We start from the raw sequence: 12,477 nt of genomic DNA on the forward strand, positions 1-12,477 counted from the left end.
AATAAGAAACGCTCATTCAGCTAACTAATCATGACCTAATTGCGCTAATTCTTTACTTAATTGCTCCACTGGCGTTTGCATATCTTCTTTAAACCACATCTTCACCGCCGCTAATGTGCCAAAGATGATATAAGTCACTTGAAAATTGCTTAACTCATTGCCCTGCAAGCTACTAATCTGGTTCGCCAAGCGTGCTAAATCCCTTTCAAATTTTTCTGAAACGCTAGAATTGATCAAGATCAAACTGCGCTTCGGGTAACGCTTGATATAATTAAAAAAGCGCACGTAATAGTCATACATTGTTAACGGTTGATTATGATTATCCACTAATTGCGTTTGAATAAAGTTATCAATGATCGCAATCATCTCTTGTTCCATTGCTTCCAACACTTCGCTAGTATTGCGATAATATATGTAAAAAGTTGAACGATTGATGCCCGCTTTTTCACATAACTTCTTCACAGTAATTGTCATTAAATCACTATGTTGTAATAGTTCAATTAACGACGTTTCAATTGCTTTTTTTGTATATTCCACACGCCGATCTTGTGTCCTCATTTACTCTATAATCCCCTTAATTGCCAACAGATTGCTTCCCATTCAGCATTCAACTGGACTAGTAACTACTTTCATCCAGTTGTCGAATCCACCAAGTATCTAGCTAAACACTACTATTAGCTAAATTGTTCTTAGATTCCTGATTTTTCAACTACCTTTTTGCAAAATTTCCTATTACTTGTTAAACACTAATTGTTTTGATTGACATTACATTAGAATTCATTGAAATATCTTCAATGATATCAGAATAATTCATTTTACTAGGAATTTCAATCTCATATACATTAGTGTAAATGTGCTCGTCAGCATCTGCTTGTTGCACGTTAAAATTAACATCACGCACCGTAATATTATGCTGATTAAAATACTCCTGAATAAACTCTTTGGTTTCTTTCTTGTGATGATACTGTATCATAATTTTCTTAACGGGTGTAATATGCAAAACGCGTTTTAAAAAACCTAACACAATAAAGACCACAATGGTGCCCGCAATGGCAATATCATAATTCCCCATTCCAATTGCCAAGCCTAAACCAGCGACCGTCCACAAACTAGCTGCGGTGGTTAAACCACGCACTGTATGATGATGCACCAAAATTGTTCCAGCACCTAAAAAACCAACCCCACTAACTACCTGTGCAATCAAACGCGCATCATCAGCGCGTAACACGCCCGCATAATGCGGATATCTAGCTGCCATGTTCAAAGCATTAAACCCAATCTCTTTTTGCATCATTGCAATTATACAAGCCCCAACACAAACTAAAATATGCGTTCTCACACCAGCGGAATGATTTTTTTGCTGGCGATTATAACCAATTAACCCCGCACAAAGCACTGCTAGCAGTAACCGCAAGATGATTTCGGTTAAAGGTAAATGTAAATCCATACGATTCTTCCTTTCTTCTATAAAATTTAGGTACAATGCTTTTAATTATACTCATTTTAACTGTGAATTTAAAATATTTATTATCGATTACATAAAAAAACGCTTTGCAAATTTTTTCTTTTGCAAAGCGTTCAGTTTAAACTTATTGATTTAAAACAACGGTGTTTCGATTGTTTCGACATATTCAGCCGTAGCTGGTTGATGATAGAGATCCACACCATCTTTTTGACACAACTGAGCTTGGGCAATCTGTTGCATTTGACTTAACACAACTTGTGAAGTCAAATCTTGGGCCACATTCTTCAAAGTCAAAGAAACAATCTTACCTTCTTGGGTAGTGAAATTCATTTTTAATACTTTCATCTGCTAACCTCCTAATTTGCCTGATCAAAAATTAATTGCGAATGGACTGTTAAAGCGGCATCAATTAAACTTGCCCCTGGATTTAAGGCCGCTAACGCCCGACCGACGGTTGCGATTTGGTCATCACTCGGATCAGCAATCACATTCGTTAAATTTTGTTTGAATTGTTGATCACCATTACTTAAGTTAAAAACGAGACTACTATCTTGCCAATTACGTTGTTCTGCCATATTAATTCTCCTCCCTATTAATAGCAGTGGTTACCGGCCGGTAATTACTTGCTACACTATTAATAACGTTTAACCAAATAAAAACGGAACCAAATTAGTCAAAAGAATTTCCTTTTTATAAAATTTATTCTATAATGTAGAAGGTAGTTATCTTATAGCTTCATAATTTTGGTTTCTAACTCGAAATTTTCATCAATAAAAAAAGCCTACTTCAATAAGTAGACTTTTTTTATTGATGAAAATTATTATTTGATTCCACCATTATAGTAGTGGATTAGCTAGCTTTCTCGCTCAACTGTCGTTACTGACGATCTCTTGTCACATCAATATGAATACAACTCACCATTACAAAAATCAGTAATACTAAGCATGAAACTTTAAAGCTCCAACGGTCAACTTTAGTTGGTTGATAAGTTACTGTCACTTGATTAGTGCGTCTAGTGGTCTGAACTGTCAATAATCCGTGCGTTGAACCATATGCGGGCACCAAATGCTGATTAAGCCGCACTTGATACAATGGTCCATAATAAATTAACGGTAACTGCACTTGCGCAGTTCGAGGTTTCGTTTGAAAGTGATACGTTAATTGATTTAACCTACCAACTGGGTGAAATAACTTTTTCTGATCATTCACGTATCCTTGTCCCCAAGGTAACATCTTAATGACCTTTTGTGCGGATTTAGGATAATAATCATTTGGAATTGGATTGTTGGCGTACTGAGCAAAATTAGCGTCCGTTAAATTAATTTTATCCCAATTAAAACGGTAATTAACTACTTTTTGCATGGAATTTAAAGTTGCACCACAACTGAGTAGCAACACCAACGCAGTCATCACTAAGCGCCCGTTACGGGCCGTGATTTGTCCACACGCTTGTGCGGTACACCAAGTAATGCCAAGAGTATAAAATAAATTCAAGCGAAAAGGAAATTGCAACGTATTAATCACCGAATTTTTAAATAAGAACCAAGGAAAGCTCGGCGTCGTTAGCCAAAAGCTCACTAAGCTTAATGCAAAAATCACTTTCCAAGCGCGGGATAATTGGCGCCAACGCACAATTAAATACAGCAGTAGTAGCAAACTCAGGCCGAAAATAACAGGACCCGCGGTATGGGCCGGAAAGGTTAAATTATGCCATAAGGCCACTTTTTGCGCTCCCCAAGAGTAAGCCTTCATTTGGGTAGGAGCTACTTGCGTGGCTTTCAAACCACTAGGGGTCATTAAATAATGCTGAATAAATGGTCCCCAATACCAAACGCTTAGCCCCAAAGTCCATAGTGTCGCCTTGAGATAAGTTTTGGTTTGTGCCCAACCAAGCGTACGCCGGATTACTAGTCCGACATACCAAACAATCAAACTCACGATGACTAACAACGTGGTCAAGACATGGCTAAATATCAAACCCACCATTGCCAAAATTAAAGCTTTCTTACCACCTTGTTGCCGAGCGATACAATAAAAGCTGGCAAAAGCAAGGGGCACAAACATCGTTGCCAAAAATTCGCCCAAGTCAAAGCGCGTATACAACACTTGCATGCGGTAAAAAGAAAAAGTATACAAAATGGCAAAACTGACGCTAACTAAGCGTTTTTTAGTGACCTTATAAGCCGCAAAATCACACAAAATTAAGCTCAATAAATTACAGAGTCCCACGTATACATAAAGTGCCAAGACCGGATGATGGGTTAATTTAATCAAAATCACTAGCGGATACAATAACTGCGCTGGGTAAAATAGATTCACCAAATTACCGGTTTGCCCAAAAGTATGAGTCGCCAGGTAGGGAAATTGCGTGAGCTTCACTTGTAACAATTCACTCAAGCGTGCCATATGAAAACTAAAATCATCGCCCCAAATAAATTTGCGGTACCGAAAATAAATATAACTAAAAACTAGCCCTAAAACTAGATATAGTAAACCGATCCACCAGTTGATGGACCCTTTACTTTTAGTGGTAGTTATCGTTACGGTTGTATTCATTATTTTAAGACAACCCGATTGGCTTTAATCCAGGCGCTATCAACAATATGATAGAACAAATCTTGGCCTATTTGGATTTGCCGATCAATTTGCAACTCCGTGCCATTATCCAATAATTGCTCTGGCAAATGATTAGCCACCGACTGATTTTCATCAATTTGCCATAACGTCACTTGCATATTATCTGGAATATTCACCGTGGCAGTGGCGTTAATTTGCTGTTCACTGGGACCATAGTCTTCTTCAATTTCTGGACGCAATTCTACATCACTAGCTCGCAACCATTGGTCACTGCCAATGTTATACAAAGTGGTATCGCCAACTTGCTTTTGGCGCAAATAATTTAGATACATCTTCGACCAAGCCGTGGTGCCTAATAACGGATGGTTATTTTCATCAACCACCGGGACACTATCACCTAGCTCGCCCAACACTTCCAATTTATTGCTCATTTTACGGGTGCGTAATTTCGAAACATGAACCATCTCTTGAAACTGTTCCACTGTTTGATAGCGTAGTTCAATTTCTTGCACTTGATCGGCAATAAAGACTGGTTGTTGATCCGCTTCAACATCTAACTCTAATTTGGAAAAGTACAAATAGCCTTCAATTTGCGGGATTTCATATTCAATCACCGTTCCGACTTCACCTTGCAAAGTTTTGGCCGGCAATAATTCTTGACGTTGTAAATCTAAATACTTCACGACTGCTTGACCTTGTGTCATTAATTGGTCCTCCATTACAGTTTTTCACTATGGCAAAAGCTCAAAGTCACGACACCATCCCCAGCTAACTGAAACTGAGACAAAAAGGCTTTTCCGTCAATTGAAACGAATATTTGCTTTTTTTAGTGTCCCAATCCTTTGAATTTTTAACCTTAGTCTCTTTATTATACCAAGCACAATTTATTTGCGTGCAAGATTATGTGGGAAATCTGAAAATTTTTCCCATAATCAAAAAATTGGATTCTCGACTGCCGCCAACATCACTGCTAATTTTCAACCTTAGCTAGTTTTTCAGCCGTCTACTAAAACATGGTATAATGTGCTTATCGGAGGTTCATATCATGAAAAAATATTTAACGTCGGCTTTAATTCTAAGCGCTAGTATTTTAACCTTAACTGGCTGTCAAACCAAAGATAATAGCACCAATAGTCAGCCAGCCTATCACAATTTGATGACTAAAGCTGATCACGCCGTTCAACAGCACAATTACGCTGCAGCTGATGCCTACTATCAGGCCGCCGGTGCTGTCAAAAAAGGTGATAAACAAGCTAATACCAAGCAACGCCAAGCTCATTATCTCAAGCTGGCCCAAAGCTACCAAACTAATTATCATTTTGCAGACGCCAAAAACGCCTTAACCAAGGCCAAACAAATTGACGCTGGCTCACAAAAATTGCACACCATCGCTCAAAAGCAATTGACCAAGATTAAGCATGTGCAAGCCAAGCGCCAAAGTTTTAATCAACAACTCGAACAAATCGAGCAAGCTAATGATCACAATCAATTTAATGATGCCTACCAACAAGCAGTTAAATTGTTAAAAACCAACGAATTTCACCAAAAGTATTATAGTGATCTGTATAAGCAAACTGTTGAAATTTTATTAAATAGCTCACAAAAACTGCAACAAAAGACTGGCGCAACAACCACAAACAACAATCAGAATACCAATTCAGCTAGTCATGCCAATTCTTCTAACGCTAATAACCAACAGGCTAATAATAGTGCAGCTCCCGGCGAAACTGATATCGTTAAAAATAAAACAGCTAACGGTAAACAAATCACCGCAGCTGATATTCAAAAAGCTCGTCAAGAATTAAGTTCCCAAGGCATTCAAGAAAAAGCGGCTAGCGATAGTGATATTATCCGTGCTATTCAAAAAGCTGCCGCGGATGGTCGGAGTAAAGTCACACCGAAAGATATTGATTCCTAAATGGAATTAAACGTATGTCAAAATAAAAGAGATTGCAATTACCAAAATGCAAGTTTGTCTCATGACAAATCTGCGGTTGGTTATTCCAATCTCTTTTTTAGTCTTTAATTTATTTACGTCCTAAACCTTCCATCGGAGCTGGATGATGTAAATAATCATTAGCCGCCGTTTGATCAGTAAAATCAATCACCTGTAAAAATTCTGTTAACAAGGAGCGTTGCAAACCGCGCGGAATCTTGAGTTCATCCATTTCTGCTGGGTCTAGTTGATAGCGAATATTCTGTTCTTCACCTAACTGCACTTTATCTAGCCATAATGGTTCCCGAATTAATTCTCGACCGAGCGCCGCAAAACTCGCGCCACTCGCTAAAGCTTGATCAGCATCTTGCGGTGTCGCAATCGATCCCACTTCAATTAACGGCTTGCGCCCATTAAGCACCTGCAAAATCTTTTGGTTCAATGGCTCTAAATCCGCAGTATCATTTAAAGACGTTCGTTGATAATTACCCATCGAAGTATGAATATAATCAATTGGTTGTTGGGCCAGTTGATCAATCAACTGCAATGTATCAGCAATTTGAATACCAGGTTTTTCAATTTCTTCCGGCGAAATGCGATAACCCAAAATAAATTGCTCATTACCATAACGTTCAATTACTTGCCGAACTTCTTGGATCACTGCTAGAGGAAAATTCATACGCTTAGCTAACGAACCACCCCAATGATCTTGACGCCGATTAGAATGTGGTGAAAAGAATTGTTGTAGTAGATAAGTATTCGCACCGTGTAATTCCACACCATCAAAGCCTGCTTGAATGGCGCGCCGTGTAGCCGCACCAAAGTCTTTAATCACCGTATCAATTTCTGCTTCACTTAAAGCCCGTGGCACTTGCGAATCACTGCGCGTGGCAGCGATGGCACTAGCACTGACTGGTTGTTGACCCCGCAAAATCTTACTATTAGTCATCCGCCCAGCACTAAAAATCTGCAAAATTGCTTTCGAACCTTTGGTTTTAATGGCACTTGCTAGTTGTTGTAAACCAGGGATGAAGCGATCATCAGTGACCGATAATTCACCTTCAAAACCTTTACCCAAGTCATTAACATTTGCAACTGCGGTAATGACCATTCCTGCTCCTGAACGTTGCCGGTAATATTCAATTTCATCATTCGACACGGAACCATCATAAAAACTAGATTTCGTTGTCATTGGCGCCATGACAATGCGGTTTTGAATCGTTACCCCAGGTTTCAAGTCCATTGGTTGTAAAAATAAATGTTCTGTCATCATTAACCTCCTACATATTCACATCTCTCATTATGCAAGCAGTTTTAGTTAAAACAAGTAGGCACTTTTTTGTTCCTATCATTTTTTACATTTTTTCAAATCCGGTCGGCTCTGGATGCAATAATTCAATCTCTTGTCCTGCCTGAATTTGCCGTTGAATTAGCTTTTCTCCCCAATCTGACATCGCCAACAAAATGGTCCGCAAACTTTTGCCTTCAGCAGTTAAACAATACTTCACCTTAGGGGGTACTTGATCATAAGAACAGCGTTCAATTATCTGATCTGCTTCCAACTCTCGCAATTGTTTCGTCAATATTCGTTGTGAAATTTGCGGAATTTTCCGCCGTAGTTCACCCGTTCGTAGTGGTCCCATGCCCAAATGACATAAAATAACGGGTTTCCATTTACCACCAATCACATCAATCGTCGCTTCTACTGCTAAATTGTAACTTTTTTTCATCTTGACGATTCCTTTCTATAATTTTCAAGATGCATCTCAAAATTATAATAACTATTTTTAATAAAATGTCTAAAATGATGGATTTTAGCTATACAATAGCAAATAACCATCTTTTTTAATCATTTTTTGAGCTAAAAATTATATTTATCGTTTTAATTGTACTAGCATAAGGTCTGAAAAGGAGATCAAGGTTTGAACTATTAGTGATTGCCGTTGGCCGCGATGACGCTGGCTTGTTAGCGGTCAGTCTTATTTAACTGGCAAACGGCCTTGGATAAAGGAGATCTTCTTATGCGACGTTTCAAACATTGGTTATTTTGGCTAGAATTTATTAGTATCTGCTTTTGTCTCATCAGTCATCCTAACACCATTTTAGCCGATAGCATTGGTGAAGAAGATCCTAATCAAGTTGATTTTTCGGATAATGATTTAACACAACTCCCGCCAGACTTTCAACCGTTAGCTAAGCTCAACAACGCACACGAAGTTTCACCAACCAGTGCGCCTATTGCTGATGATACTTATACTTTTCGTCCCACCTTTACCCAACAAACACAAACTGATTTTACCGCCGATTCCGATACTGATGCCCAAATTTCTGAAGTATTCAATGATCCTCAAATGAATGGCAAGCCATATTTGAAATTAACTGCTCAAAATCAGGCCACTAAAATTGGCGCCACGACTACCTTTAGTCACGTTGGAACCTTTCAAGGTCAAGCTTTAGATTTGAAAATTCATTCAACTTTTAACTTGCCGGGTACTAGCAGCGAACGTTATGGCGCAATTGGCATTGCCGCCAATGATTTTTTAAATGTTCATCTCAGAGCTCGCGGAATCGGTTGGTCAGCTACTAATCAAATCCGTTTTTATAAAACTGGCACCAATCAGTTGGTCAACGTTCAAGGCTATTGGAACTTTTTAGGCATTAATAAAGCTAAAGTTTTAAATATTGATAGTGATGCCTTAGATAATCAGCAAGACCAACTTTATTATCCGGCTAACTCCACTTTCGGCTACCGCCATCTAGCTGGGCAAGCCTATCAATTCATGAGTCAGGAAAAAGCGGGCAAAATGGATAATCCGTTAACTTTGCGCTACCGCGCCACCCCCAGTACCAGTTTCACTTACAGTTTTGCTGATCCCACAGGTAATGAAGAACGGGCTTCAGTCGGGATTGATTATACTAATCAAAATTTATTTTCTTATGCGCCACCCAAACCCACCAAAACTGGGCTCACTGCGAGTGACTTTAGTGCGCCCAACAATGCACTTTATCGCGTACAACAAAATATTCCGAATGCGACTACGGTCGCCAAAGCTTATAACAGTTTTCAAATTCAAGATCAATTAAACTCCCATTTAGTCATCGATCAACAAAATACTCGCGTGGTGGACCAAAATGATCACGTCGTTTCCGGAGCTGGCAAACTATTTCACTTAACTTTTGGTCCTCATAATCAAATTACGGCCACCGCTGATCCCACAGCTTTACAAAATCTTACCGACCCCAGCCAAGCCAATTATTTTTACGATAACAAGTATGTACTCAAAATTTATGGACAACTCGATCCTAAGCAAGCTCTCGATGATTTTCCCAGTAGCGTTGGCACTGATCAAAACACTTACTATGGTGTACCTAATACTGCTCAAGTGTTGCTGAATCAAAACGCAACTGCTACCCCACAAGCCACCGCACAAGTTCTGAGTCCTAATAATTGGTGGTATATCAAAGATCAAACTCTCTATATTCGCGATAATGCTGTGGGCCAATACGCGGGAATGCCACCTTGGAGTCCGCAAAGTTATAATGTGACACAAGTCCACTTCGGGCAAAATGTCACTTTAAATAATACCCAACAATTTTTAGCCCAGATGTCCCAATTAACCACGGTTACTTTGCCTAGTGATCTGAATACTAGTCAAGCTACCAATTTTTCTCAATTTTTTAGTGGCGACCGTCATTTGGAACAAATCAACGGCCTAGATCATTTAAATTTCACTCAAGCCACGAATATGGCGGGAATGTTCGCGCAAACAGGCCTGGATACTTTAACTTTGCCTAGTAACTTTCAGCAAGCGGCCCAAGTGACTAATTTTGATGACTTTTTGACCAATAATCCCCAGCTCACACTCTTAAATTTAGCAACTTTAAAGATGAATCCGGCAGCAACCACGGTGGACTTTTTCGCGAATGATACAGGTTTAGCCAGTTTGACTTTAGGAGCAGACAACAACTTTTTACCTAACACACAAACTAACTTAGCTGCATTACCACAAGATGACCAGGCTGGCAGCCTGCAAGGTAAAACCGGGAAATGGTTGCACCTTGCTAGTGAGCAAACGTATCATTCTAACGAACTCATTGCCCAATACCAAAGTGACAATCCCCAACATACAAAACAAGCTGCCACTTATATTCCCCAAGTTGGCAACTTATTATACTTGACCCAGATTCCCGCTGATTTAACTTTTGGTCCGATCATCGCTGACAGTAGTTTACTAACCAAGCAATTAAAACCTAATCAAAACCCGCAACAAAACGTGAGTGTCACAGATTTACACGCCAGTTCAATTCAAGGTCAAAATTGGAATGTGCTCATTACTGCTACTGCCTTTACGCCTTCGTCCCAATCCTTACAATTGCAGCTCAATCACCACAACTTAACAACAGATCAACCGTACGAGTTAAATCCCCGCAAGCAAACTATTCACAATCAACAATTCACTTGGGATTTAACGGCTGATTCTCAAGCTGGTTTTACCTTGCAATATGTTCCCGCTACTTTAACAGGCGGCCATTATCAAGCGACGATTCAATATACTATTAAGAATAGCCTCGATTAAGACTCAGGAGTGAAGTGCAATTTTAAAGACGTATAATTTAACAATACTGAACTGGTGACGACTGATAGTGAGCTTAAAGCCATAGCCAAGCCAGCCAAGACAGGGCTTAAACTCAGCCCCCAAAAACTAAAACAACCAGCCGCAATCGGAATGCCTAACAAATTATAAATAAAGGCCCAAAATAAATTAGCCTTAATCCGCCGAAAGATTTTTTGACTCAACACTAAAGCGCGTACCACGTCTTGCAAGTCATTTTTTAATAACACAATCCCTCCAGCCGCAATCGCAACGTCCGTTCCCGAGCCCATGGCAATCCCTACATCTGCTTGGGTTAAAGCCGGAGCATCATTAATACCATCACCAATAAACGCTACCGCGTTGTGCTTTTGTAACTGGGCAATAGTTTGCGCTTTTTGTTTGGGCAACACTTGCGCAATCACTTTTTGCACTCCTACTTGCTGACCAACAGCTTGGGCAACGCTGGAATTATCTCCTGTCAGCATTACAGTTTGGTAATGATGTTGCTTCAACCAATGAAAGACTGCTTGGGCATTGGCTTTTGGTGGATCTTGTAGCGCAATCACGCCCTGAACTTGCTGGGAAGTGCCGACTAACACCAAAGTTTTGGCTTCTTGTTTTAAGTGATTGATTTCTTGTGACCACGGATTTTGGGCGTGAGTAAATAAGGCTTCACTGCCGACTAACACCGTTTGATCTTGTACATCACCCTGCAATCCTAAGCCCGGTAATGTCTTAATAGCCGTCGCTTCTAAGGGTGCTATTTGCGCTTGACGGGCTTTGGTAACAATAGCTTGCGCTAGTGGATGGTCTGATTGCTTCTCTAAAGCTGCCGCTAACTGCAATACTTGCTTGCTATTGCCTAAAACGTCAACGACACGGGGCTGTCCTTCTGTAATCGTCCCCGTTTTGTCAAAAACTAAGGTCTGCACCCGATTGACAGCTTCCAAAACAGTACCATTTTTTATTAAAATACCCGCTTTAGCGCCTAAACCAGTACCAACCATTAATGCCGTTGGCGTCGCCAAACCTAACGCACAAGGACAAGCAACGATAATCACGCTCACCGCATAAGTTAAAGCTTGCGTGACACTAGCTTTTAGTCCAACACTCCAAACCCAAAACGTCAATAACGCAACAATTAAGACGACAGGGACAAAGACATTGGAAATTCGATCCGTTAATTTTTGAATCGGTGCCCGGCTAGTTTGCGCTTGTTTCACTAAAGCAATAATTTGGGCTAAAAAAGTTTGCTCTCCCACTTTTTGGATTTGTACTTCTAGACTATTATTGCCATTAATCGTGGCCCCAATCACTTGATCACCGACAGTTTTAGTAATCGGTAAACTTTCACCGGTAACCAAAGATTCATCTATAGTTGAAGTTCCTTGAATGATTTGACCATCTAAAGGGACCTTGGCTCCCGGCTTAACTAGAACCACGTCCCCCACTTGTAAGGTGGCTAGTGGCACTTCTTGCCAGTGACCATTTTGCTGTAACAAAGCTGTCGGTGCTTGCAAGTCGAGTAACTGATCCACAGCACTAGCGGCTTTTTGTTTCATATGCTCTTCTAAGACTTGGCCTAACAAAATAAAGACCACGATAAAAGCCGCGCTCTCAAAAAAGACCGCGTGCTTCGTTAAAAGCGCATAGACACTATATAAATAAGCTGTCGCTGTCCCGATGGCAACCAACGTATCCATATTGGCATGGTGCAACTTCAATGCCGCCCAAGCACTTCGGTAAAAAGGCCCCGCCGCAAATAATAAAATAATGGTCGTGCAACCAAAGCTAAGCCAGTCAGCTCCGTCAATCATAATGTGTCCCAGCATGAGAAGCATCAAAATTAACAACGGAATTGAAAAAACTACGGCTATCACAAAGCGTTGTCTTAGATTCAACTT

11 protein-coding genes are annotated in these 12,477 nt (G+C 40.0%); 2 read left to right on the plus strand and 9 right to left on the minus strand.

What is annotated here, in order from left to right:
* Positions 1–24: 24 nt before the first annotated feature.
* The 6 genes from AC3B6B_RS00075 to AC3B6B_RS00100 all read right to left on the minus strand — a co-directional run bounded on the left by AC3B6B_RS00075 (position 25) and on the right by AC3B6B_RS00100 (position 4,746).
* Positions 25–558, minus strand: a complete 534-nt coding sequence (locus tag AC3B6B_RS00075) for a TetR/AcrR family transcriptional regulator (RefSeq protein WP_489756680.1) — start codon at positions 556–558, stop codon at positions 25–27.
* A 181-nt stretch (positions 559–739) separates the two neighbouring features.
* Entirely contained in the window at positions 740–1,447 is a 708-nt protein-coding gene (locus AC3B6B_RS00080; protein ID WP_489756681.1) for an MgtC/SapB family protein, read from the minus strand.
* Between the two features lie 150 nt (positions 1,448–1,597).
* Positions 1,598–1,810: a DUF2922 domain-containing protein gene (locus AC3B6B_RS00085; protein ID WP_489756682.1), complete on the minus strand. Its 213-nt coding sequence runs from the start codon at positions 1,808–1,810 to the stop codon at positions 1,598–1,600.
* 11 nt (positions 1,811–1,821) lie between these two features.
* On the minus strand, positions 1,822–2,040 hold the full coding sequence (locus tag AC3B6B_RS00090; protein WP_489756683.1) for a DUF1659 domain-containing protein: 219 nt from the start codon (positions 2,038–2,040) through the stop codon (positions 1,822–1,824).
* Between the two features lie 301 nt (positions 2,041–2,341).
* Positions 2,342–4,021 (minus strand): hypothetical protein, encoded by a 1,680-nt coding sequence (locus tag AC3B6B_RS00095; protein WP_489756684.1) that lies wholly within the window; start codon positions 4,019–4,021, stop codon positions 2,342–2,344.
* A complete protein-coding gene (locus AC3B6B_RS00100; RefSeq protein ID WP_489756685.1) occupies positions 4,021–4,746 on the minus strand; it encodes a MucBP domain-containing protein in 726 nt (241 codons plus the stop codon). Before AC3B6B_RS00100 ends, AC3B6B_RS00095 begins: the two co-directional genes overlap by 1 nt.
* Before the next feature lie 341 nt (positions 4,747–5,087).
* Between AC3B6B_RS00100 and AC3B6B_RS00105 the strand changes: the two genes are divergently transcribed.
* Positions 5,088–5,960, plus strand: a complete 873-nt coding sequence (locus tag AC3B6B_RS00105; RefSeq protein ID WP_489756686.1) for a hypothetical protein — start codon at positions 5,088–5,090, stop codon at positions 5,958–5,960.
* A gap of 109 nt (positions 5,961–6,069) precedes the next feature.
* Here the strand turns inward: AC3B6B_RS00105 and AC3B6B_RS00110 are convergent, their stop codons facing one another.
* The gene (locus tag AC3B6B_RS00110) at positions 6,070–7,248 is read right to left on the minus strand and encodes an NADH-dependent flavin oxidoreductase (protein ID WP_489756687.1); all 1,179 of its coding nucleotides are present in this window, start codon (positions 7,246–7,248) and stop codon (positions 6,070–6,072) included.
* An 85-nt stretch (positions 7,249–7,333) separates the two neighbouring features.
* Positions 7,334–7,708, minus strand: a complete 375-nt coding sequence (locus tag AC3B6B_RS00115; RefSeq protein WP_489756688.1) for a winged helix-turn-helix transcriptional regulator — start codon at positions 7,706–7,708, stop codon at positions 7,334–7,336.
* A gap of 291 nt (positions 7,709–7,999) precedes the next feature.
* On the opposite strand from AC3B6B_RS00115, the gene AC3B6B_RS00120 reads away from it, so the two are divergent.
* On the plus strand, positions 8,000–10,555 hold the full coding sequence (locus AC3B6B_RS00120) for a hypothetical protein (RefSeq protein ID WP_489756689.1): 2,556 nt from the start codon (positions 8,000–8,002) through the stop codon (positions 10,553–10,555).
* Here the strand turns inward: AC3B6B_RS00120 and AC3B6B_RS00125 are convergent.
* Positions 10,552–12,474: a copper-translocating P-type ATPase gene (locus tag AC3B6B_RS00125; protein WP_489757686.1), complete on the minus strand. Its 1,923-nt coding sequence runs from the start codon at positions 12,472–12,474 to the stop codon at positions 10,552–10,554. The genes AC3B6B_RS00120 and AC3B6B_RS00125 overlap by 4 nt on opposite strands.
* Positions 12,475–12,477 lie beyond the last annotated feature (3 nt).

Source organism: Bombilactobacillus sp. ESL1197, from assembly GCF_058107145.1.

Coding starts and splice junctions, on each gene's coding strand:
- AC3B6B_RS00095 (WP_489756684.1), bottom strand. CDS start 4,021: ATGAATACAACCGTAACGATAACTACCACTAAAAGTAAAGGGTCCATC.
- AC3B6B_RS00090 (WP_489756683.1), bottom strand. CDS start 2,040: ATGGCAGAACAACGTAATTGGCAAGATAGTAGTCTCGTTTTTAACTTA.
- AC3B6B_RS00080 (WP_489756681.1), bottom strand. CDS start 1,447: ATGGATTTACATTTACCTTTAACCGAAATCATCTTGCGGTTACTGCTA.
- AC3B6B_RS00115 (WP_489756688.1), bottom strand. CDS start 7,708: ATGAAAAAAAGTTACAATTTAGCAGTAGAAGCGACGATTGATGTGATT.
- AC3B6B_RS00110 (WP_489756687.1), bottom strand. CDS start 7,248: ATGACAGAACATTTATTTTTACAACCAATGGACTTGAAACCTGGGGTA.
- AC3B6B_RS00100 (WP_489756685.1), bottom strand. CDS start 4,746: ATGACACAAGGTCAAGCAGTCGTGAAGTATTTAGATTTACAACGTCAA.
- AC3B6B_RS00105 (WP_489756686.1), top strand. CDS start 5,088: ATGAAAAAATATTTAACGTCGGCTTTAATTCTAAGCGCTAGTATTTTA.
- AC3B6B_RS00075 (WP_489756680.1), bottom strand. CDS start 558: ATGAGGACACAAGATCGGCGTGTGGAATATACAAAAAAAGCAATTGAA.
- AC3B6B_RS00120 (WP_489756689.1), top strand. CDS start 8,000: ATGCGACGTTTCAAACATTGGTTATTTTGGCTAGAATTTATTAGTATC.
- AC3B6B_RS00085 (WP_489756682.1), bottom strand. CDS start 1,810: ATGAAAGTATTAAAAATGAATTTCACTACCCAAGAAGGTAAGATTGTT.